Origin of the sequence: Lentilactobacillus otakiensis DSM 19908 = JCM 15040, from assembly GCF_001434145.1 — a bacterium.
In the GTDB taxonomy this organism is placed as follows: Bacteria; Bacillota; Bacilli; order Lactobacillales; family Lactobacillaceae; genus Lentilactobacillus; species Lentilactobacillus otakiensis.
Window position 1 is genome coordinate 117129 of sequence record NZ_AZED01000011.1, and the last position, 23845, is coordinate 140973.

Sequence of the window (23845 nt, forward strand, 5' to 3'; positions counted from 1 at the left end):
AGTTGGACTGTTTTTGCTCCACACTTTTTAATAAGCTATGTTCCTCTACAACATAAAAAATAACGAACAAATGTGTTCGTCATTTTTCCCATATTTATTCATAACTCAAACTCTCAATTGGATCCAACCGTGCAGCCGATGCCGCCGGTGCCAATGCCGCCAAGAGTGAAATGAAGATGGCGACCACGAAGCCGAAGATAACGTTGCCTGGTGTGATCTGCATGATGGAATAATTGATTCCGCGTTGAGCGATGTTGTTCGCCACAACTTGCAGTAATTCCGCCAAGGCGATGGCTAAGGCCGATGAGAATAATCCGATAAAGAAGGCTTCAGAAAAGAACAGGTTTCGAATACTGCCCTTGGATGAGCCCAATGCTCGGAGGATTCCGATTTCCTTGGTTCGCTCGGAAACACTGATGTAGAGCACAACAATAATCATGATCGCTGATACCAAGAGTGAAATCCCGGCAATCGTTGCGAGAACGTTGACCGCCAGTGTGATGTAAGTGTTCAACGTATCAACAAAGCCGCCGACACCAGTGATTTGGTAAGCAGCCTTCTTCTTATCATTTTTGAAGGTCTTAATTTTGTTGGTCACTGGTTTGACATTCTTCACGTCACCTTTGATCTCAACCGTCACAAAATTAGGCTGAATCTTGATGCCCTTTGATTTGTACAGTGATTTCATGGTGTCATAAGTGATTGAAGTAGCGCCGGTACTGGCCTTGGCAATTCCACTCACTTTCAAAGTCTTGTTCAGCATGACCGGGCGTTTTTTGTTATTCAGTGTATTTTGGTAGAAAGTGACTTTCTTGCCAATCAGCGAATTTGGATTCTTCTTATTCAACTTCTGAGCGTATTCCTTGGTTAGCATGATTTCGCCGTTCTTAGGCGCATGCCCTTTGGAAATACTCTTAGTCAGCATGGTGCTGTTGTGGGTCTGCATAAATGAAATGGTTGCCGTCTTACGGCCCATTCGAATTTGTGTCCCACCTTGAACGAAGTAGCCGTCCTTAATGCTCTTCACATTCTTGATGTCCTTCAAACGGTTCTTATCCTTGGCCTTCATGGTGACTTTATCCATGTCAACACTGGAATTGGTTGGAACGTTTTGAGTAACTTGGACAGCATTAGGATTAACCTGCGAATAGATTTCGTGGTTAATATACCCTTGAACACCATTACCAAGCCCCAGCATGACAATCACACTGAAGATTCCGATGGCCGCCCCAAAAACGATTAGCAGGTTTCGTTTTAAGTTGTAGCGCATGTTCTCCAAGGCCATTTTTAACGTAGCGCCAAATCTCAATGTGTGAGTGGATAACTCATTGGCTTGTGATTTTTCATAGCCTTGCTTGATTGATTTGTCTTCACTAATTTTCCCATCAGCCAGTCGAACGATTCGAGTTCCGTGATTGGCCACGGTTTCCGAGTGGGTAACGGTGATGACCAGTTTGCCGTCTTTGGCGATTTGGTCGAGCAAGGTTAAAATTTCTTGCGTATTTTGACTGTCCAGTGCACCAGTTGGCTCATCGGCGATAATAATTTCCGGATCAGACGCCAATGCCCGGGCAATCGCTACCCGCTGCTTTTGGCCACCCGAAAGCTGGTTGGGATATTTGCGCATGTGGTCTTTCAAACCGACCTGCTCCAACAGCTGACGGGCACGGGCTTCCTGCTGCTTATGACTTAATTTGGTCATCTGCAGGGAGACCATGACGTTGTTAAAAACAGTCAGATGGCTAATCAGATCGAAGTTTTGAAAAATAAAGCCGATGGTTTGGCGACGGTATGCGTCCAATTGTTTGGCGGTATCGTGACGCAAGGACTTGCCGTTTAAGACGACATCCCCGGAATAATTACTATCCAAGCCACCAATAATGTTCATCAAAGTTGTTTTCCCACCGCCGGATTCACCGACGATTGAGACGAATTCCCCTTGGTCAAATGACAGGTCAATTCCAGTCAAAACTGGGAATTCTTGGTTTTCAAGATAATAGGATTTCTTGATGTTATGAAGTTCTAAGTAGCTCATGTGGTCCTCCATTCGTGATGCTTGCGATTAGCATATCAATTAATTTTAACGCAGTTTGTTGGCTTTGGATACCGCAAGGCTCTGATAAGTGCAAAAGAAAAAGCCTTGGCACAGTTGAGTGGTCAAGGCTACATTATTAAATTTTACTGTTGCTTGGCACCAAACAAAGTATCAATCAACTGTTCACGCTTCAAGATAGTTGGTGTGCCAAATGCCTTCAAGCTCAAGTCAGCTAAAGTTGCGACCAAGTAGTCAACAACTGGTTGAGCAAAGCTGTTACGAAGGTTCTTGTCGTCATCAATTGTCTTTTGGATGGCGTCGTTGTCGGTCAAGCTGCTGGGAACTTGATAGACACCGGCAATGGTTGCGGTGAAGTAGCTCTTAGCCAATTCGTCATCATACAATTTGAAGGTTGAAACCACCTGAACAACACTCATAGTTGAAGTGTCTGCAGGATCATTAGGCAAAGCCAAACGGGTTTCTGCATTGATCTGAGGGCCTTTTTGCGGATTGAAATTACTCCGGTCAAAGTTCAAACCGTCCAAGCGAACGCCCATTAACTGCCAATTATTATTTTCTGCCAATTTATTTACCACCTTATATTTATTCGAATATGCTACACGTTCATCGTATCATACCAGTGATTACATTTGCATTACTTATAGGTAAATTAAGAACTTTAACCACACATAGAATTTTTAGCCAATGTGTCATATTATAGAAAGGTAGATTTTCAAACTAATGCAATGGAGTTATACAATGACAATTAATGAAATGCTGACTGAAATTGAATCATATCAACACAAATTGAACTTAGCTGATGATTACCTGTTCAATATCGTTGAGTTTGACCCAGTGGAAATCAAGGCCTACCGAGATCACACTGCACCAGAAAGTGCTTATCAGGCGACTTTGAAGCAAATCAAGCGCCTCTACCTGCTGAGTTTGTCGCCGGAAGAGTTGCTCAACCGAATCCACAACGCTCAAAAGGCAGCCAGTCTCTCGGATGCTGATGCAATTAAAATAATGGGAATTGAGGATAGTAAACTGGCTGATTTCAAAGCGGGCTTACTACCAACCATGAATTACGTGACCGCTTTGTATGCTCTGAAAGCTAACATCTAAAAAATCACCACGGCCACTCATCTTTAAGATGAGTGGCCGTGGTGATTTTTTAATGAACAAACGAAACAGCATCAATGATAGCTGCCAAATCTCGATTAATCTTCTTAGTCACGTCTGAGATCAAATGATACTGATCAGACCTCATGACTTCTTTGAGTCTCAACTCAACTGTTTGTGCCTCATCCTTCGGGAATATCTGATGAATCAATCCCGAATTAACTAACAGAATTGCCAACATCGAGTTCTTCTCCGAAGGCTCTTTTTTTGCAGTGGCATCATTATATAACTGCGTCAAAATCCGGTCGGTCAGGGTTTGGTTATCGTAGTAGGTCTTATGATCCACTTCCAGGTATCCATCCTTAACCAATGCGTCACAAATTGCTTGAGCAAATTTAGTCACCCGACGTCGACGGACTGACAAGACAGAATCCCGCACATAATTGCTGACAGTTTGCGGTTGACCCTTCTTAATATCATCGGTGATCGGCTTCAGATAATCGGTTGGTGCTTTGGACACCTGGGCGATGACCATCCGATTTGCTGGTGTCAGGTCCATCGTCCCATCTCGGAGTAATTCAACAATTTCTGACAGCAGCAAGCATGCCGCAATTTTACGATCCTTAAATGCACTCAACTTCGGCTTTTGATTAAGCACACACAACACAAATTCCTGCGTATAAGTTAACCCGTCCATAAGCAACGCCCCCTGGCTTCACAATCTCATTACCTCAAAAATAGCCTAAATGAAAACGCTTAGCAAGAAATATGTTCTTTGAGTATTTGCGCATTTCTAACTGAAAATACTATACTGAAGGTTAGAATAATTAGGAGGCAATTATTTTGATTTATATTAACATTCATTTAATATCTTGGATCTTGCTGATCATCTCAACCGTGTTAGCATTTATTCTCAAAAACAAGTCGTCAATCGTTTTTCAGATGATCACGCGGGTATTGTACATCCCCATTCTGATCTCGGGCTTCATGCTGGCGCTGTATCGAGTACCACGTGAACCGGTCTTGGGAAGTCTCAAAGTCATTTTGGGTTTGGCGGTTATCGCATTGCTGGAAATTGGCTTTGCCAGAAAGAACCACAAGAACTTGGCGGCCAATATTCTTTGGACACTGGGAATTGTGTTCGTGTTGACCAGCTTGTTGGGACTTGTGTTGGCGGGATGGTATTTCTTTTAGAGAGTGCGACAAGACCCGGGTGGCCCCGGAACACGTTTCGGCTAAATAAAAGTGAACAACCCAGCATTTAACCTAATAACGGCCCGGACAAAAGCATCAAAACATGTCCGAGCCGCTTTTCTCATACGCATAGATCACCCATCTAAAACGGCAAAGTTCTACTAACAAAAACAAAGTAGGTATGAACTTTTTATGGGGTGTCGGTTCATCACTTATTTGTTATATTAGTATTGCGTTTCGATAATCTGGTGGTATAATTGATTTTTGAGTAAACCGATATATATGGGGATGTACGGGGAATCGATTTGCTACAAAATGAATAATCGGAGACCATCATGAAAAGATTCCTAGCATTCCTCGTGACCGGTTTGGCATTTATCCTAACCTTTAGTGCAACTATTGGGCTTGGGGTAACAATTGCTAAAATCGATCCTCAAATGAATACGACCATTGCATATGCCAAGCGGGTGAAGCCCAAAAAGCCTCAAAAGGTTCAGCCAAAGCAGCCGGCAAATTCGGTCAAAACTGCACCACAGCCTCAAGACATCACGGTTCCGGTTGCGACTGTTCCACAGGCAAAGCCGGCAGTCACAGTACCAACGCCGGCAAAATACCGCTGGGCAAGTACCACGATTACATATACAATCCAAACGCCATCCAATTACTACCGCGACATCTGGCAGCAGGCGGTTTCTGCGTGGAACGAAACCCAACAGGTTAATCTGGTCCCCGCGACTAATGACAAAGCAGATATTACACTTACCGTGGATGCCACAGATAACCTGAACTATGCTGGAATGACAACTGTTAGATATTTCAGCGAGACTAAGAATGATCTCCATCTCTTGGCGCCCACTACTTCAACAATTTACTCCAACAATTGCGACCTATATCAATACACGACTTTGGAGCGCGTCCACGTTGGCGAACACGAACTTGGCCACTCATTGGGACTAGGACACTCAAGTGATCCAAGCAGCATCATGTACCCCACTGTTTGCGATAACGAAATTACATCGGGTGACGTGGCTGGGTTGGTTCAGGCTTATAAATAAAAAATTCAAATGTAACTGAATCAAAGTGTGAAAGCTTTGGTTCAGTTTTTTTGTAGTGTCGTATCAATCTGGCCGAAATGTGTGGAAAAGGCTGATCACTGCCATTTAAGGGTACAAAGCGCCTTCCCCTGTACTCTAAAAAAGATTGGCACTCAGCTAACTTGAGTTCCAATCTCCTTGTTTCTCGTACAAACAACTACCCCAATTTGAATCTAACCTATCCATCCCCAGACAAAACAACAATTGAAGGGGGAGATTTTGCCTGCGGGTGGGCAGGCACAAACCAGCAAATTACAATCACATTGTGTTGGGGTGTTACAGGCCCTTGGGTGGCAACCTGCAACACTGTATCCTTTGAAGAAGATACATGTGCTCACCTTCTTTCAGTTCCTCTCATTTGCCGTAAGAGTACCATTTTCCACTGAGCAATTCTTTGTGCAAAGTTACAAACATTTCTCACCTCATTTGGCGAAAAATGCGGTATTGTAAAGGTAATGATAACTGTCGAATTATGGGGAGGCGACTATGATGATCGATCTTCAACGAATTGTCAGTAATGAGAAAAATCGAATCGTTCAAGTCAACCAGGTACCACTCGAAGGACGCGTCGTCAACGGCATCACGATCATGGACAGCGGATCAGCGGACGGCTGGGCGAAAACCGGCGAGCTGGTGATTACCAGTTCCAAGATGATGCCGGAAAACATCGATGATGCTAAGCAGCTGATCCGAGAGTTGGTTGACCGTAAAATCAGCTGCCTAATGGTCAAACCCTATACCCATGACAAGGCAGCCGAATTTCCACACGCAATTATCGATTTCGGGGATGAACTCAACCTGCCGTTATTTGCGATTAAAGATCACGTCACGTCGATTCAGGTCTTGAACAGTATCAATGCGCAACTCTTGGAAGGTCGACGAATCGGTAAAATGGCTGACCTCGATCTGGATTATTTGTTAAAATCCAATTCAGCTTCAGAAAAAGATTTTGTTTTCATCTCTGAATTAAAAGGAATGAATTTATTTGACCTCAACATTCGCTTGGTCAAGATTTCTTTCGCCCAAGCGCCCCAGCCTAATGAACGGCTGTCCGTCCAACTTGATTTAGTCAATCAAATTCACGAATTCTTCTCCCACGCTCAACGTGAGAACCGGATCATGACTTATTTCATCCTCGAAGCAACCAACGGCGCCACCGTCATCTCGTTCTTTAACCATGCGCAAACAGAGTTGCCGCCAAACGATCGAACACGATTTACGACACTTTTCAAAAATGTGAACATCACTCGTTTTACCGTGTTCGAAGGTGTATCAGGAATGCATCCGGCCAAGAAAATTCACCGGGCATTCAGTGAAGCCAGCTTTGGTGTGGAAGTCGCCAAGACGCTCGGATGGTCAGAACGGCCAGTCTTTTATCGGGATGTCAGCTTGTGGGACCTCGTCAACAAGATTTCCAAAGCCCAAGACAGTCGGTTGTATCCAGTGGAAATGGATGAGATTTTAGAAGATCCGGAAATATATGAAACAATCAAGGAATTCTTCAACCAAAACGAATCGATTAAGGAAACCAGCGAGACGTTGTATACCCATCCCAACACGATCCGGTATCGATTGACCCAAATCTATAAGCAAACTGGATTGGATTATCGGCATACCAATGATAAGTTTTTGATTTACATTGCCTTGATTAAAAAAATGATGAAAAATGCCAAATGAATACCTTATGTAAAGTGAGTGAGACAGATCCCCTGCCTCACTCACTTTTTGCTTTATGTCCAACAAATCCTCCAAAAATTTTGTACTAAAAGCAAACAATTTTGAAAACAAAACAGTTATATTCTAGGGCGAAGGGGAGAAAATTGTTCGAGGAGTCTGTTTGTTTTTAGAGGGGGAGTTGTTTCCTATGAATCGAATCAATAAAGCGTTACTACTAATGGCGGCATCGGCTGGTGCATCATTTGTGTTGATGAGCACACAGACGGTGACACCAGTTTCGGCCAAAGTTAGCCAGAGTTTAATTGCTAAGAAAGCCGCTGTGAAGACGCCGGGGTTGAAGGCAGATGCGGTTGGGGATGATCAAAGTGGGCAGATTGGTGATGTTAATTGGAACATTACTGGAACTGTCCTTACCATTAGCGGTGGAACTCTTCCGTCAAGAACGCCTCAAGAAGGTGCAGGCAGTTATCCGTGGTATGACAATCAAATTACCGAGATCCATATTACCGGTCCACTTAAGCTGGAAGGCAATGCCCCCGAGGGATTCTTCTCGGGCAAGCCTAACCTGACAGGTATTACCGGATTAGCGAACCTAGATCTGTCAGATGCCACTAGCACCTCACACATGTTTGCTGGTACGAATGTTCCTAACCTGGATATGTCTCAGCTTCACACTGGCAATGTAAAAGATATGAATGAAATGTTTGCTAACGGTACTTTTAATACTCTTGACTTAACAGGACTAGACACTCACAGTGCAACTACGATGGCCGGCATGTTCAGCAGCAGCCGTAATTTGACTGAGGTCAACCTGGATAGCATCGATACCAGTCATGTCACAGACATGTCCAAAATGTTTTATGACGTTCCAAATCTTGAGGGGATTGATTTTGGAAATATCAGCACCAAGAATGTGACTGATATGAGCGCAATGTTTGCCCAAGATACATCACTCAAGAGTTTGGATTTCTCCAAAGACCCAAATTTTGACACAGGTAATGTGCAATTTATGAATGATATGTTTACACTCGACACTGCCATGATCTCGTTAAACGTTTCAACATTTAATACGGAAAACGTCGTTGACATGCACAATATGTTTGCTCAAGATTCATCGATGACTTCGTTTGATCTCGCAAACTGGAAAACGGGTAATGTCACTGACATGAGCACAATGTTTGCCCAAGATCCGGCTCTCACCACTCTGGATCTTTCAAACTTTGACACTGGTAATGTTGAAACCATGGAAATGATGTTCGATGAGGATACTGGCCTAACATCACTAAATGTTTCTAGTTTCAAAACTGACAAAGTAAAAAATATGAGTGGAATGTTTTTAGGTAATACTTCTTTACCTGCCCTAAATGTTCGTAGCTTTGACACTTCCAACGTCACTGATGCGTCAATTATGTTTGGCTACGACACCGCGTTAAAGGCACTGGATCTATCTTCTTTTGACCTCACTAAAGCAGGGCAAATTGATAGCATGCTTGGTGAACTTCAGAGCTTGCAGCGAATAACGCTGGGCGGAAAAACTTTCCTGGTTTCCAAATTAGGTGAGATTGCAAGTGATGCTGCACTTGGCAAACCAGCTGGTGGAGATGAATGGCAGGCCGTTGCCGGTGGGACAATCGCAAATCCTGCTGGCGCAAAATTTACTCCAGACGCTTTAATGGCACTTTACGCCAATGATCAAACTCCACCGGCAAAGGAAACTTATGTCCTGCCGGGTCAAACTGATCAATCCGCCATCGAACTCGTCCCAGCAACCACAATTCCTTTAGGCGGTACATTTGACCCTGCCAAGGTATTTATTTCGGCAGTCACGCCAGAAGGTGTTCATTTGACTAATTTAAATGATGCTATCGGGGCTGGCTTATCCATCACCGGTGCTGATTTCAACACCAACACCCCTGGCCAATACACAGTCAACTTCAAGTTTGCTGGTAGCGATAAGAGCGCGAAAACCATCGTCACGATCAACTCAAACGGCGGTGGCGGTAACGTCACCCCTCCTGCACCAAACCCGACACCGACGCCAAATCCTACGCCAACTCCAACGCCGCAACCGACACCACCTGTAAAGCCGGAAACCCCAACGATTCCTGGTAATGTGACCAAGAAGAAGCACGCCGTTTATGCTTTGAAGGCCATTTACCTCTACAAGAATCCAACCTTCAAGAAGAGTCAGCGAATCGCCGCTTACCCGAAGCAAAAACGGACTAACCGACCAATGTTTGTCGTTATCGAATACGGTCGTTCCAGCAACGGTACCCTTCGTTACAAGGTTCGTGACGTTAACCATGGTCGCAAATCAGACGGCAAGATTGGTTACATCACCGCCAACTGGAAGTTTGTTCGTGGCGTTTACTACCAGTCAGTTCCGAAGAACAAGACGATCACCGTCATCTCCAAGAAAGGTGTTCACGCCTACAAGAACAAGAATTTGACTGGCAGGATGAAATCTTACAAGAAAGGCACCCGTCTGACTGTTAAGAAGATCGTCACTCACAACCTGACTACCCGTTACATTTTAAGCAATGGCACTTTCGTCACAGCTAACAAGAAACTGGTGATCCAAGGCAAATACTGATTGTAGTTTGTTTAGTTGAGCTGTTTTGAGGGGGAGTTGGTTATTATGAATAAAGTCGGTAGGACACTGCTTTTACTAGCAGCTTCCGCTGGCGCTTCGTTTGTTTTGATAGGTACGCAAGTGTCGACAACAGCTTCGGCCAATATTGGCCAGAGTTTGCTTACCACAAAATCCGTCGCGAAGGTGCCAGCATTAAGAGCAAGTTCAGTTGGTGACCCCAAATGGAGCGGTCAGATTGACGATGTCAGTTGGAATATAACTGATGGCGTACTGACAATCAGCGGTGGTACTATCAATTCACGTCCCGGACCGTATCCATGGGATTCGGAAAATGTGACTAAAATTGACATTACTGGCCCACTTGTACTACGTAATGATGCGCCAGAAGATTTTTTCTTTGGTTTGCAAAACGTTCAATCCATCGAAGGACTCAGTAACTTAGACCTTTCGGACGCAACCAGTGTCAAAGAAATGTTTGGTGGCAGAACAAATATTCAAAATATTGATTGGTCACAACTCAAAACTGGAAATTTAACCACTACCGAGCATATGTTTTATGACAGTGGGTTTACGCACCTTGATTTGTCAGGAATGGACACTCATAGCGTCACGGATATGAGCCAGATGTTTAGCAGTTCAGAAGCCTCAGAAATCGACTTAGGCAATATTGATACTTCGAATGTTCGGGACATGTCGGGCATGTTTTCAAGTGATAGAGCGCTTACCAAAGTTGATTTGGGGAATATCGATACAAAGAACGTGACCGATATGAGCCTGATGTTTTCACAAGATTCGGCATTGACAAATCTCGATTTTTCAAAATACCCCAACTTTGTCACAAGCAATGTGCATGATATGAACGGTATGTTTGTAGAGGATCGTAGATTAACATCTCTAAATGTGTCGACTTTTGAAACTGGAAGCGTTCTGGATATGAGCTACATGTTTGCAGGGGATATGGCACTAACTTCTCTCAATCTACAAAATTGGGACACAAAGAACGTTACGAGCATGCAAGCTATGTTCGTTCGAGATCCCACATTGACGAGTCTGGATCTCTCAAACTTTAACACTTCGAATGTAGAAGATATGAATCGGATGTTTTCTGAGAATCCCGGACTAACTTTTCTGGACATCTCCCATTTCAATACGAGTAAAGTCACGAATATGCACGACATGTTTTCACTGGATCAAAATTTGCCATCATTAAATGTTTCGAGCTTTGATACCTCAAACGTCACTGATGTTGGAGAAATGTTTTTGGGAGATGTCAAATTAACCTCATTAGATTTATCAAGTTTTGATTTATCTAAAGTCAATGTAATGACTGGCATGCTGAGCTTTACGCATTCTCTTCAGCGACTTACTTTGGGGGAAAATACGTTTTTAACGACACGTTTAAGCGGTGCACCCGTAACCGCGTCCCTCGGGGTACCCGCTGGTGGTGACCAATGGCAGGCAGTCGCTTCCGGCACCATCGCCAACCCTGCTGGTGCCAAATTCACACCGGATGCGCTGATGGCGCTCTACACGCCAGACCAAACTCGTCCTGCAAAGGAAACTTACGTTGTCCCTGGTCAAACTGACAAATCAGCTTTTACCCTCGTCACTACAACAATTCCGGTTGGCGGCACATTTGATCCTGCCAAGGTGTTTGTTTCAGCTACCACTCCTGAAGGCACTCCGGTCACCAACTGGAATGATGCGATTGGTGCTGGCCTGACTGTCACTGGAGCTGATTTCGATACCAACAATCCTGGTCAATACAAAGTCACTTTCAAATTTGCTGGGAGTGATAAGATTGGCACCGTGATTGTGACCGTCGGCAACGGTGGTGGCGGAGGCGGTAGCGTAACACCACCAGCACCAAATCCAACACCAACTCCAACGCCTAATCCAGTGCCGACGCCAACACCGCAGCCGACTCCACCGATTAATCCGGAAACACCAACAATTCCGGGAAACGTCGCCAAAAAGAAACACGCTGTTTACGCTCTGAAGGCGATCTATCTTTACAAGAATCCAACCTTCAAGAAGGGTCAGCGAATGACAGCTTACCCGAAGCAGAAACGAATTAATCGACCAATGTTTGTGGTCATCGGCTACGGACGTTCCAGCAACGGCACCCTTCGCTACAAGGTTCGCGATGTTAACCACAACCGGAAATCCGCCGGGAAAGTCGGCTTCATCACCGCCAACTGGAAGTTTGTTCGTGGCGCATACTACCAGTCGGTACCGAAGAACAAGACGATTACTGTGATTTCCAAAAAGGGTGTCAAAGCTTACAAGCATCAGAATTTAACCGGCAGACTTAAATTCTACAAGAAAGGCACCCGTTTGACTGTTAAGAAGATTGTCACTCACAACCTAACCACCCGTTACCTGCTCAGCAATGGCACATACGTTACTGCCAACAAGAAACTGGTGATTCAAGGCAAGTACTAGCTATTCATCAACTCTACGGAAGATCCATTAATACCCGAAAAGGCTCAAGCGACAAGCGGCTTGGGCCTTTTTGGTGGATATAAAAAAGTTCCAACAAAATTAAATTTGCTGGAACTCCATAAAGCATTTATTCGTATTAGTTCAACGGATCAGTTGATTGCATCAACTCAGGTGGCCACAATGCTAACAAGTAGCCGTAACCATCTTGGTCAAAGGCTAAGCTTTCAAATTCACGGCCTGAATCAAAGGCTTGATAGTGAATATCGTTGGCGGAGAAGTTACCACTTTGAACGTTTGATGTTGGCACTGAAGTCAAGATATCATCAGAAACGAAGTACAAACGGTTATTTGCAGGGTTGACTGCAACTCCTTGGTTGGTTGATCCACCACGTTTGCCGACCATTGATGATGAAGCTTGGAAACTGACACCATCTTGATCAAGACGACCGTAGAAGAACATGTAACCACCGTTCAGCTTACGACCCCAATATGCGTTACCATTCTTATCAAACGCAAGGGTATGCAACTGAAGGTTGGCACTGTCACCATGATACATCTTGAAGTTGTATTCACGAATTGGCTTCAAGGTATCTGGATCCATTTCCAAAACAGTGTTGTTATCATCACGTGAAGCAAGGTCAGTCAAAGTGTTATCTTCAGCTAAATAGATATGCTTGTTTTGCGGGTTGTATGACAATGTTTGACCATGGCCAATATCAACTTCTGGTGATAACTGAGCTGTTTGGGCAATATCAACATATTTGAACATGTCAGGATTTTGAGCCTTGGCATCGTCGATTTGTCCTTGGTAAGTATCGATCTGTGATTGAATGCCGCTGATCTTAGTGTTGTACTTGGCAATTTTAGCCTTGTGTGACTTGTAAGACTTCATCCAAGTTGCCATCTTTGAAGTTGCTGTCTTCACAGTCTTCTTAGCTTTGGCACGGGTATTGTATGAATACTTGTATGATTTAGAAATCTTAGTGTACTTGGCTTTCTTATTTTTCCAGTAGTAGTACCACTTTTGAGCATTCTTCTTCCAGTTATTCTGGTTGTTTTGGTATGACTTATTTTGGTTCAAAGTTGTGGTTAACGTCTGAACCTTGTCAAAGGCACCCTGCAATTGGGCGTTGACTTGGTTGTATTCGTCATTATGTGCCTGACCGTCAGTCGTGTATGGGTTGAAGTAATCAAATGCCCGCCATAACAGCAGAACATCCGAACCGACACCTAATTGTTGCAACTTTGCCATATTGAACTTAACAATGGCACCTTGGTTAGTGTTCGTTCCGTTAGATTCGATAAAGTAGATATTACCGTCACCATCAAGCGTGACACTTTGGAAGTTACCATGTTGGAAGTTGGAAACGTTAAAACCATCTGGTAAGAAAAACTTGGTCTTAAACGTGTTGGATTGTGAGCTACCAGTAATTGTGTTGTATGAATTACCATAGTTGTAGCCAGTTGGATCCAATGAATACTTTGTATACTTTTTGCTTACATTCCCCTGTGGCGTAGAATTATTGACCACGTTGAGTGAATTCTCATCGTAGTCTTTAAGTACGTTCCCGGAATTGACCTGCGGAATTGATCCTGCAGAACCAGGATTTGCAATCACGTCAGCATTGGCAGTCGGAGCAGCGATGCCAAAAATTCCAGCGGATGCAAATAAAAACGCAGCCGCGAGGGCTAACTTAAAATGTCCCTTCATTCAATCTCACCCCAATTAAATTTATTAAAACTAAAAACGTGTACATATTCTATTAAAACGGCTTTCCGGCAAAATCACAAGTTTTATGCATGGATTTTATCCAAACCTAATAATTGTAACTTTGGGGTAATCTGGAAGTAACATGCATTTTGTACATATTTGATACCCAATCTTTACACTTAATTTACATTGCCGCGGTACCCTATAGGTGTTGGTAGATAAGGTTTATTCGGGGAGCGGGTAATCATGAAAAAATCTACAATTACGATTATATTAACGCTGATTTTTGTGGCAACAATTGGCGTTTCTGGCGTTGTTGCCCATCATCGAAATGATGCGTCAGCGTCTAATCCAAGTGAGGTCTCCAAGTCCTTTCGCGGCACTTGGTATGGAAATAAAGCCGACATTTACTTTGGCAAACATAGTGTCAGTTATCATTCAGATCAGACATCATATGAACGCTCAGGCAATTATTTTGTCTTCGGCCCAACTTCAACTCAGAACTGGAAAGCGTTCGGAACGCCAAATACCAGCGATGTCAATCTAGCGCGAGTGACAAACAAGGACGTTGCCGGATTCGTCCAACCAGTTTTGGAAACCTATAAGGGTAAAGCCAATAGTTCTGGACCTTACAAAGTTTACTATTACACTCGGAATAATACCGACGTAATGAAAACGATGACCGGTCGAGTCAGTCATCTTCCACATGCAAATGTCGAAGGATTCAATATGGAGTAACAAAAAAAGGCGGAATATCCGCCTTTTTTGTTACTCTTGAAATGTCTTATTCATCACTTTAACGCTCCGAAAAATATCATCACTCTGGGCAATCATCGAGATCACTGAAACGCCGGCAACTCCAGTTTTGGGCAATTCAACAATATTTTCTTCTGTGATACCGCCAATCGCCACAACCGGCAGCTTACTTACCTTTACTAGAGCGGCCAACCCATCCACACCAATCACAGGATCGGCGTCGGCTTTGGAGCCGGTCGGAAATACCGGCCCACTGCCTAGATAGCTGATACCATCAATGTTATTCGCGATATTGACCTGCTCCTTGGTGTCGCACGATAATCCGACAAACATTGAGTTGCCAACTTGGGAGATAACTTTTCCGACTCGTTCATCTTTTTGACCAACGTGGATACCGTCCGCGTTGGTTTTGACTGCCAGATCGACATCATCATCGACAATAAATGGAATTTCATAATCGCTGCACATTTCCCGTAAATCTGCAGCCATTTCATCCCTGGCTGTTCCGGATAATGAGCCGGGGCCTTTTTCACGGTACTGAAACGCCGTAATCCCGGCTTCCATCGCCTGCTTAGCAATTTCTTGGAGAGTTTTATTTTTATCTTTGACATCCTGGGTGCCGGCGATAAAGTACGCGCGCAGCATCCCTGCTTCAAACTTCATGCCCATACTATTCACCGTCCCCTTCAAATGTCGCCCAGTGGTTCAGTGGTCCGTGACCGTGGCCGACTTGAATACCATTGGCAATCGTTGCCTGAACGTATTTTTTACCAGTTCGAATGGCAGTTTCCACATCGGCACCTTTGGCAATCTCAGCTGTGATACATGAAGAAAGCGTATCGCCAGTTCCGTGGGTGCGGACGGTGTCGATTCTCGGTGAGCTGACCCAGAATGATTGACCGTTCTCAAGCAAGATAAAATCAGATGATTCTTTAGACTCGGTCTGATGGCCGCCCTTGATCAGAACGTTCTTCACGCCCAGATCTTGAAGCTTTTTGGCGGCATCCATCATTTGATCTTTGTCATCAATCTTCATGCCGGTCAATTCCTCGGCTTCAGGCAAGTTGGGTGTCAAAATATCGGCCAACGGTAATAACTCGTCTCGAACCGTATTGATGGCGTCTTCCGAAAGCAATCGGGCGCCACCTTTGGCAACCATGACCGGATCAACGGTTAGCGTTCCGAGGTCATATTTTTTCAAATTAGCAACAACCGCCTCCACGGTGGCAACATCCGCCAACATCCCAGTCTTGCAGGCCCGGATCTTTAAGTCAGAAGCCACTGACGCAAATTGTTCATCAATCAATTTCTTAGGAATTGGCATGAAATCCTGAACGCCAATCGTATTTTGAGCCGTCACAGCAACAATCACCGCCGCCGAGAAAACGTGACGCATCTGCATCGTCTTGATGTCAGCCATGACACCAGCGCCACCGCCACTATCGGTACCAGCAATTGTCAGAGTTTGAATTGTTTCGTTAGCCATTGTTTTGAGTCCTCCTGGATTTTTTCTATTCAGTTACTATTTTGTCGAAACGTTGCTCGTCACACTCCTAGTCGAAGTTGGCGTTTTTTTCAACCGTCTTGGTATCAATCAAGTGAAGTTCATCAATCAATTGAACACCAAATGATCCAGCTAAAGGCTTCGCCATCGATTTGGCAACCACCTCACCGGCAACATCAAAGACGGCTGTGGCGGTTTGGGCAGCTTCAAAGTAATCGTGCTCAACCCCACAGAAGCAACCGATTGTGCTTGACAGCATATCGCCTGAACCAACATGAAGTTTGAATAAATCAGTTTCATTGTAAATTCGAACAACCGCCTCACCATCTGTGATGATATCGGTCTTGCCGCTTTCAACAACGACACAATTTCGCTTCTTCGCTAACTTCTTGGCGATTTCTTCGAGGTTACCGCTACCCTCACCGGCATCAATTCCCTTGGCGTTCCAATCAACATCCGCAAGGGCCGCAATTTCGCCGGCATTACCACGAATGACTGCCACATCAATTTGATCAAGCAGTTCGTTACAACGTTCTTTCCGGTAATCAACCGCCCCAACAGCCACGGGATCAATAATGATTGGTTTCTTGTATTTGTTGGCAAACGCAGTGACAGCACTGATCTGCTCGAGTTGACCCTCGGTAAAGGCCCCCAAATTAACTGTGACTGAGTCGGCCATTTGGACCATCGGCTCTGCTTCATTCTTTTCTTCTGACATAATTGGTGATGCGCCCAGTGCATTGATGCCATTAGCGACGTCTTGAACGGTCACGAAGTTGGAAATATTAAATGCGATTGGGTTCTTTTTGCGTAGTGTGTCTAGTAAATCGATTTTCATTGGTTTGTTCTCCTCTTTTTCTTTTTTGCCTATAAAAATGGAGCTGAGACATTTGATTGTCTGCAGCTCCGGATTGTGGGTGGAATTTGTTAGTGGATTTTTGTTTGTGGTTTGGTTTGTGGAAGAACCTTGAGGTGGATTCCTCTTGCTCTCCCTTTTTACCTAGCCGAAACGTGCTTCGACGACCCTGGCCCCTACTGCATAAGATAATTCATTCAACAAGGAACCAAACCCGTTCCTTATTGAATAAATCACCTTATGCTCCGGGGCCACCCGGGTCTCGTCGCACTCTACTTTCCTACCCCAGTCCTAGCTGACAGGTTCAAAGGGTTTCGGCCTGGTTCAGGTCGGTCTCAGCTGCTACCTAGCAGTTCCCCTAGTGTTTCTAGCTTAATGATACTTTGTTTAATTAAGGTGGTCAATTGCTATCTGTTTTGCGCCGTTTCCATGTTGACAACTTGTTGCGCATACTTGTTCAAGGCTGCAAAGAATGCATCCATGACCCTATCCGGCAAGAAACGCTTCATCAGCATTGCTGGTCTTGCGCCCGTGCCAATAACATAACGGATCTTCGGCCGCCTTGAGAAGACTGCCCGGTCGACCGCTCTGGCAACCACTCTTGGTGTGGAAGCAAATTTGTATGACATCGCCATGAAGGCTGCAGAACGACGAGCCAAGCTGGCATAAGGACCACTTCCAGAAGCAGCCATCATCCGGTCCACGGCGCCATCTTTCCATTCAGATTGAATTGCACCCGGTTCAATGATTGCAACATCAATGCCAAATGGTTTGAGTTCCTGACGCAATGAATCACTCATTCCTTCAACGGCAAATTTTGAGCCAACATACCAACTGCCTAACAGCATGTTGCTAATTTTGCCGGCCATCGACGCCATGTTGATGATTCGGCCACTGTGCTGCTTGCGCATAACCGGAAGGACCGCCTGGATCATTTTAATTAACCCAAAGACGTTGACCTTGAATTCGTATTCGCCTTCAGACAGCGTGACTTCCTCAACTGAGCCAAAGGTCCCAAGTCCGGCATTGTTGACCAAAACATCAATTCGACCGGTTTCAGCAACAATTTTACTAACGACCTGATCAATTTCATCATGATCAGTCACGTCCAAGTGCATGGTGTGAATGCCAAGGTCATCCAAGTCATTCATCGAATAGACACGTCTTGCCAACGCATAAACTTCCATACCGTTTCGATAAAGGTCCTTAGCAATTTGCTTGCCGATTCCTGATGAAGCACCTGTAACAATCGCAACTCTTTGATCCATAGTAATCCCTCCCGAACTTGTTCTAAATTAGTTCCAGTATATCACGATAAAGCGTTCACATGGACTTTACTCTCGAATTCCAAAAGTGGTAATATGCTAGTCAAATGTTAAAGACGGGAGCTGATAGAATGGTTAAAATACGGCCGATTGAGGGACAGGATGACGCCCCACTGGCACAAATTATTCGCACAATTTTAAAATCATACGGACTGGATATTCCAGGAACCGCTTATTTTGACAAGGAACTTGACCATTTAAGCAGCTTTTATTCAAAAAAATCAAACAGAGAATATTTTGTTGCAGTTGATAGCGACAGCACTGTCCTGGGCGGTAACGGGATTGCGGAATTTGATCCGGTCAACAAAATTGCAGAACTACAGAAATTGTATTTGACGGACTCAGCCCGTGGCCATCACCTTAGTTACCGGTTGTTGGACACAGCGGTCGGCTTTGCCAAAGGGGCCGGCTATCAGACGGTCTATCTGGAGACTCATCACTCTTTAAAAGAAGCGGTCCACTTGTACCAAGAATATGGTTTCCGCGACTTAGGCCACCCACTAAACAACGGCGAGCATTCTTCAATGGATAAATTCTTTGTACTCAATATTTGATTCCGATAGAATGGAGTTAGATAGACAATAGGAGGTCAGAACATGTCATTAACAGATACGTATACCTTATATAACGGAGTAAAGATCCCACAAGTTGGCTTTGGCACCTGGCAATCAGCTGACGGTGACGAAGCTTATCATGCTGTGTTGGCTGCGTTAAATGCCGGCTACCGTCACATCGATACTGCGGCCGCATACGGCAACGAAGACAGTGTTGGTCAAGCAATCAAGGATAGTGGTGTTCCCCGTGAAGATTTATTCGTCACGACCAAGCTTTGGAATGCCGACCACGGTTACGAAAAGACGAAGGAAGCCTTTGGCCGCTCACTTGAAAAATTAGGTCTGGATTACGTCAATCTTTACTTGATTCACTGGCCAAATCCAATTGATTTCCGTGGTAACTGGAAAGAAACCAACGCTGAATCCTGGCGTGCCATGGAAGAATTTTATGAAGAAGGCACTGCCAAGGCAATCGGGGTCTCGAACTTCAGACCCAAGCATTTGGATGCGCTGCTGGAAACCGCAAAAGTAAAGCCAATGGTCAATCAGATGTTCATCAACCCATCGGACCTGCAGCCAGCCGTTGTCGAATACAACGATGACCACGATATTTTAACTGAAGCATATAGCCCGCTTGGAACCGGTGAAATTTTCAAGATTCCAGAATTGGCAACGATTGGTAGAAAATACGATAAGACCCCAGCACAAGTGGTCCTCCGCTGGTCATTGCAGCATGGTTTCCTACCACTGCCAAAATCAGTTCACGAAAAATACATCAAAGAAAATGCCGATATCTTCGACTTTAATTTATCCAATTCGGACATGAAGACAATTGACGGTTTCCATGGCAAGGCAGGATTGGCAACGGATCCGGATACGGCTACTTGGTAAAAATCAGTGTGTGACGAGCCCTGGTTGACCCTAGAGCACAAGCAGAAAATGCAAATGATGAACGGGTTTTTCATCGTTTGCATTTTCTGCTTGTGTGGCAGGGGTCAGGGGCATCGGAACATAGCTCAAAAGCCGCAGAGAGCGGAAGATATAATGACCAATTCAGCCAAGAAAAGAGCACTTGGTATTGCCAGCCATAGTGAAAGTGATGTTGAGACGCTAAAAACGGCGATTACAGCACCTTTGCATTTCGAGACTACAGGCTCAAAATCTGTGCCACTACGGCAGGCGGAACCAAGCCAGCAAAATCAAAGCTCACAGTAGAATTGCTGGCAAACTGAAAACGTTTGGCTGCCAGATTTTACCGGTTCGGCATTGACAGCCATAGTGAAAGTGATGTTGAACCGCTGAAAGCGGTGATTACAACACCACAGTATTTCGAGACTACAGGCTCGAAATCTGTGCCACTACGGCAGGCAGAGCCGAACCGGTAAAATTACTGCTCAAAGTAAAATGAATTTTTAAAATAATTTTTAATCAAACCCAACGACAATATGCGTTGGGTTTTATACTACCCTTTCTCATGCGAATTTCACCACGGGTGTGCTATCATACTAGTAACTAAGAATATTAAGGACGGTTCAATGTATAACGATAATAATCAAGTTCACGTCAACGAAGGTGAACAATTAACAATTGAAATTAAACGTATGGGTATCAACGGTGAAGGGATCGGCTACTACGAACGTAAGCTCGTTTTTGTACCTGGTGCTCTACCAACCGAAAAAGTCATCGTTGAAGTCACAGACGATTTGAATAACTTTATCCGCGCCAAACTCATGGAAATTTTGACCAAGAGTAAGGACCGGATTCAACCAGTCGACGATTATGCAAATGAAGTCGGCGGTTTTGAGTTGGAAAATTTAGCTTATCCTAAACAGTTGGAATTCAAACGCGATGTGATTCGTCAATCGTTGGAAAAATACCAGCCAACCGGCTACCGCAGATTCAAACTGCTGCCAACCATCGGCATGGAAGACCCAACTCACTACCGTAACAAGGCAACTTTCCAAATTCGCAAGGATGAAGACGGCAACACAATTGCCGGATTATACAAGGCACGCAGCCATGACGTAGTTGATCTCAAGACATCTGCCCTCCAATACCCACTCACAATGAAAGTCATGCGGGCAATTGTGACGATGATTGATGAACTCGATATTCCTGCTTATGATGAAGAAAAGAACGCCGGTATCATCAAAACGGTCGTTGTTCGAGCAGCGATTGCCACCGACCAGGTTCAAGTTACCTTTATCACTCAGAGTAAGAAACTGCTCAAGAAGCATCAACTCTTGGAACGAATCAAGGCAGAATTACCCGAAGTTGTTTCAATCATGCAAAATGTCAATCCAGGTAGAACATCCCTCATTTGGGGCGATGAAATGATCCACTTGGCAGGTCGGGAAACCATTACCGAAGTGCTTAATGATTTGAAGTTCGATTTATCAGCCCGCGCCTTCCTGCAAGCCAACCCGGAGATGACCTCGATTCTTTACGACGAAGCCTTCAAAGCGTTGGATCTCAAAGGCAACGAAAAATTAGTAGATGCCTACTCAGGTGTTGGTACGATTGGCCTTTCAGTTGCCAAACAAGTCCGCGAAGTCCGTGGAATGGATACAATTGCTGACGCCGTTCAAGACGCCAACGCTAATTCCGTTCGAAACGGAATTTTCAATTGTTTGTATGAAGTTGGGGAAGCTGAAGAGCTCCTCCCTGAATGGGTTAATGACGGCTGGACGCCGACTGCACTGATCGTCGATCCACCACGGACCGGTTTAGCCGATTCTCTGATCGACACCATTTTGGATATCGTGCCGAAAAAGTTTGTGTATATTTCATGTAACCCATCGACTTTGGCACAGGATCTAGTAAAATTAACTGAAAAGTATAACGTTGAATACATTCAATCAGTCGACTTGATGCCACAAACCTCACGTTGTGAATGTGTCGTTAAATTCAAGAAAAAATAAAAGATAGTCCGGAAGGAGGTTCCCCATGCAAAATCCATTTGGTAATGGTAATAACGATGATGACAACAATCAAAATGATCCTAACAATCCAACCGGACTGCCGATTCCACCAAATTTTGCCACTGTGGTGAATAAGGAAAACGGTCAGATCCGGATTGCGAAAGTTGGCCCATCATTTACCGCCCTCCTTTTCAACCTCTGGGTGCCAATCTTCAGATCAGACTGGTATAACCTGCTGTGTATGGCCGGTGTAGAAATTATCGCCGGCATGGCGCTTTCCCTTGGAATGGGTCAACCGTTCCAAGTTGCCTATTCGCTCGGTTCATACGGGCTCGGAATTGTGTGGATGTTGCTCTATAACATGATGTATTTCAAGCATCTGTTCAATATCGGCTTTGTGCCTGCAGATGACCGCTCCAAGGAACTTTTAAGTAATGCAAATTACTGGAAAGAACCCCAAGATAAAAATGAATAAGCATTAAAAAATCCTTCAGCCGTTGTGGTTGAAGGATTTTTTTAGTTCATTAAATTTTGACTTTATATCCACGAGTAGCCTGAACCGCCGTTTTCCAGCCACGGTACAATTTCTGTCGACGTGAATCTTCCATATTTGGTTTGAACGTCCGACCAGGTGTTTGGAGACCCTTGATTTCATCGATATCTTTCCAGAAACCAACAGCCAGTCCAGCCAAGATGGCGGCACCAAATGCAGTTGTGTTTTCATCAGCTGCTCTTTGAATTGGAATGTTCAAAATATCAGCTTGGAACTGCATCAGATAACTGTTTCGTGATGCGCCACCATCGGCCATCAATTCAGGGATGTGCATGCTGGTATCTTTTTCCATCGTTTGAATGATGTCTTTGGTTCCATATGCGATTGACTGCAAGGTTGCCTTAACGAAATCATCCTTGGTGGTTCCACGAGTCAATCCAAAGACTGCCCCACGAACATCCTGTTCCCAGTATGGGGCACCTAACCCGTTGAATGCTGGGACGACGTAAACTTCATCGTCATCCTCGGAGTTCATCGCAGCTTGACGAGACTCAGGCACATTATCAATCAGTTGAAGGCTGTCCGCCAACCAAGACAAAGCAGTCCCAGCAGCAAAGATCGATCCTTCAAGCGCGTAGGTTACCTTACCATTGAGATTATAGGCAATGGTTGTCAGCAAATTATCATCTGAAATTTCTGGTTTGGAACCAGTATTCATCATGATAAATGCACCATCACCATAAGTATTCTTAATCATCCCCGGTTCAAATGCCAACTGCCCAATCAAAGCGGCCGACTGGTCACCGGCAATCCCTGAAATAGGCACTTCAATGCCATAGAACTGATAATTTTTAGTTGTTCCATAAAGTTCACTGGAAGTTTTCACTTCTGGCAGCATGACCTTTGGAATGTTTAGCAATTTCAAAATGTCATCGTCCCATTGAAGCGTGTGGATGTTAAATAACATCGTACGACTGGCGTTTGAATAGTCGGTCACGTGATACTCACCGCCGGAAAGTTTCCAAACCAGCCAAGTATCAACTGTCCCAAACATCAATTCACCCTTTTCGGCACGGTCTTGGGCACCATCAATGTGATCCAAAATCCACCGGACCTTGGTTGCTGAAAAGTATGAGTCAATAATGAGGCCAGTCTTCTTGTGGATCATACCAGAATAGCCGTCATTCTTTAATTTTCGAGCCAAGGCGGCTGTTTGCTTAGACTGCCAACCAATTGCATTATAAATCGGTTCCCCGGTCTCCTTGTCCCAAATAAGCGTGGTTTCACGTTGGTTAACAATTCCGATCCCCTCAATATCTTCAGGATGAACACCGGCATCAATAAAGGCAGATGAAATAACGTTCAGCACTGAAGTCCAAATTTCGTTGGGATCAGTTTCAACCCAACCATTATGTGGGATTGCCTGCTTAACCGGCTTGGAAGCTTCAATGACCTTTCGACCGCTATGGTCAAAAATCATTGCTCGAGTGGAAGTCGTACCTTGATCAATGGATAATACATATTTTGGTCTATCTGTTAACATTAAATTCCCTCCGATCACTAGA

The 23845-nt window shown here is 44.5% G+C and carries 20 protein-coding genes; 11 read left to right on the top strand and 9 right to left on the bottom strand.

All coding sequences use genetic code 11. From position 1 onward, the window contains the following. Nucleotides 1–94: 94 nt before the first annotated feature. Both FD05_RS04340 and FD05_RS04345 read right to left on the bottom strand, forming a co-directional pair. Complete coding sequence (locus FD05_RS04340; protein ID WP_039932659.1) at nucleotides 95–2035, bottom strand: ABC transporter ATP-binding protein/permease; 1941 nt, start codon at nucleotides 2033–2035, stop codon at nucleotides 95–97. Between the two features lie 143 nt (nucleotides 2036–2178). Beyond that, entirely contained in the window at nucleotides 2179–2619 is a 441-nt protein-coding gene (locus FD05_RS04345) for a hypothetical protein (RefSeq protein WP_039932657.1), read from the bottom strand. A gap of 175 nt (nucleotides 2620–2794) precedes the next feature. On the opposite strand from FD05_RS04345, the gene FD05_RS04350 reads away from it, so the two are divergent. Then, the gene (locus FD05_RS04350; protein ID WP_020280837.1) at nucleotides 2795–3160 is read left to right on the top strand and encodes a hypothetical protein; all 366 of its coding nucleotides are present in this window, start codon (nucleotides 2795–2797) and stop codon (nucleotides 3158–3160) included. 49 nt (nucleotides 3161–3209) lie between these two features. Here FD05_RS04350 and FD05_RS04355 read toward each other — a convergent pair whose 3' ends face one another. After that, nucleotides 3210–3854 carry a GPP34 family phosphoprotein gene (locus FD05_RS04355; RefSeq protein WP_020280836.1) on the bottom strand — a complete coding sequence of 215 codons (645 nt, stop codon included), beginning with the start codon at nucleotides 3852–3854 and terminating at the stop codon, nucleotides 3210–3212. 146 nt (nucleotides 3855–4000) lie between these two features. Here FD05_RS04355 and FD05_RS04360 point away from each other — a divergent pair, with 146 nt between their 5' ends. The 5 genes from FD05_RS04360 to FD05_RS04385 all read left to right on the top strand — a co-directional run bounded on the left by FD05_RS04360 (nucleotide 4001) and on the right by FD05_RS04385 (nucleotide 12160). Then, nucleotides 4001–4351: a YisL family protein gene (locus FD05_RS04360; RefSeq protein WP_039932655.1), complete on the top strand. Its 351-nt coding sequence runs from the start codon at nucleotides 4001–4003 to the stop codon at nucleotides 4349–4351. A gap of 335 nt (nucleotides 4352–4686) precedes the next feature. Then, nucleotides 4687–5406 (top strand): matrixin family metalloprotease, encoded by a 720-nt coding sequence (locus tag FD05_RS04365; protein ID WP_020280834.1) that lies wholly within the window; start codon nucleotides 4687–4689, stop codon nucleotides 5404–5406. A gap of 525 nt (nucleotides 5407–5931) precedes the next feature. Continuing rightward, a complete protein-coding gene (locus tag FD05_RS04375; RefSeq protein ID WP_223602633.1) occupies nucleotides 5932–7122 on the top strand; it encodes a PucR family transcriptional regulator in 1191 nt (396 codons plus the stop codon). Between the two features lie 187 nt (nucleotides 7123–7309). Next, entirely contained in the window at nucleotides 7310–9715 is a 2406-nt protein-coding gene (locus tag FD05_RS04380; RefSeq protein WP_020280832.1) for a BspA family leucine-rich repeat surface protein, read from the top strand. A 45-nt stretch (nucleotides 9716–9760) separates the two neighbouring features. Then, on the top strand, nucleotides 9761–12160 hold the full coding sequence (locus FD05_RS04385) for a BspA family leucine-rich repeat surface protein (protein WP_051990598.1): 2400 nt from the start codon (nucleotides 9761–9763) through the stop codon (nucleotides 12158–12160). A gap of 136 nt (nucleotides 12161–12296) precedes the next feature. Here the strand turns inward: FD05_RS04385 and FD05_RS04390 are convergent, their stop codons facing one another. Further along, nucleotides 12297–13871: a hypothetical protein gene (locus tag FD05_RS04390; RefSeq protein WP_020280830.1), complete on the bottom strand. Its 1575-nt coding sequence runs from the start codon at nucleotides 13869–13871 to the stop codon at nucleotides 12297–12299. A 246-nt stretch (nucleotides 13872–14117) separates the two neighbouring features. Here FD05_RS04390 and FD05_RS04395 point away from each other — a divergent pair, with 246 nt between their 5' ends. Further along, nucleotides 14118–14609, top strand: a complete 492-nt coding sequence (locus FD05_RS04395) for a hypothetical protein (protein WP_020280829.1) — start codon at nucleotides 14118–14120, stop codon at nucleotides 14607–14609. Between the two features lie 30 nt (nucleotides 14610–14639). On the opposite strand, the gene thiE is transcribed toward FD05_RS04395, so the two are convergent. The 4 genes from thiE to FD05_RS04415 all read right to left on the bottom strand — a co-directional run bounded on the left by thiE (nucleotide 14640) and on the right by FD05_RS04415 (nucleotide 18255). Beyond that, nucleotides 14640–15296: a thiamine phosphate synthase gene (gene thiE, locus FD05_RS04400; protein ID WP_020280828.1), complete on the bottom strand. Its 657-nt coding sequence runs from the start codon at nucleotides 15294–15296 to the stop codon at nucleotides 14640–14642. 1 nt (nucleotide 15297) lies between these two features. Further along, nucleotides 15298–16113 (bottom strand): bifunctional hydroxymethylpyrimidine kinase/phosphomethylpyrimidine kinase, encoded by an 816-nt coding sequence (thiD, locus tag FD05_RS04405; RefSeq protein ID WP_020280827.1) that lies wholly within the window; start codon nucleotides 16111–16113, stop codon nucleotides 15298–15300. A 67-nt stretch (nucleotides 16114–16180) separates the two neighbouring features. Continuing rightward, nucleotides 16181–16969 carry a hydroxyethylthiazole kinase gene (thiM, locus tag FD05_RS04410; protein ID WP_020280826.1) on the bottom strand — a complete coding sequence of 263 codons (789 nt, stop codon included), beginning with the start codon at nucleotides 16967–16969 and terminating at the stop codon, nucleotides 16181–16183. A gap of 425 nt (nucleotides 16970–17394) precedes the next feature. After that, entirely contained in the window at nucleotides 17395–18255 is an 861-nt protein-coding gene (locus FD05_RS04415; RefSeq protein WP_020280825.1) for an oxidoreductase, read from the bottom strand. A gap of 128 nt (nucleotides 18256–18383) precedes the next feature. On the opposite strand from FD05_RS04415, the gene FD05_RS04420 reads away from it, so the two are divergent. From FD05_RS04420 to FD05_RS04440, 4 genes are all read left to right on the top strand, one after another. Next, on the top strand, nucleotides 18384–18866 hold the full coding sequence (locus FD05_RS04420) for a GNAT family N-acetyltransferase (RefSeq protein WP_020280824.1): 483 nt from the start codon (nucleotides 18384–18386) through the stop codon (nucleotides 18864–18866). A gap of 42 nt (nucleotides 18867–18908) precedes the next feature. After that, nucleotides 18909–19757 carry an aldo/keto reductase gene (locus FD05_RS04425; protein ID WP_020280823.1) on the top strand — a complete coding sequence of 283 codons (849 nt, stop codon included), beginning with the start codon at nucleotides 18909–18911 and terminating at the stop codon, nucleotides 19755–19757. Nucleotides 19758–20401: 644 nt separating this feature from the next. Beyond that, on the top strand, nucleotides 20402–21787 hold the full coding sequence (rlmD, locus tag FD05_RS04435; RefSeq protein ID WP_020280822.1) for a 23S rRNA (uracil(1939)-C(5))-methyltransferase RlmD: 1386 nt from the start codon (nucleotides 20402–20404) through the stop codon (nucleotides 21785–21787). 25 nt (nucleotides 21788–21812) lie between these two features. After that, nucleotides 21813–22262, top strand: a complete 450-nt coding sequence (locus tag FD05_RS04440; RefSeq protein WP_020280821.1) for a hypothetical protein — start codon at nucleotides 21813–21815, stop codon at nucleotides 22260–22262. Nucleotides 22263–22311: 49 nt separating this feature from the next. On the opposite strand, the gene glpK is transcribed toward FD05_RS04440, so the two are convergent. Further along, nucleotides 22312–23823: a glycerol kinase GlpK gene (gene glpK / locus FD05_RS04445; RefSeq protein WP_020280820.1), complete on the bottom strand. Its 1512-nt coding sequence runs from the start codon at nucleotides 23821–23823 to the stop codon at nucleotides 22312–22314. Between the last annotated feature and the right edge of the window lie 22 nt (nucleotides 23824–23845).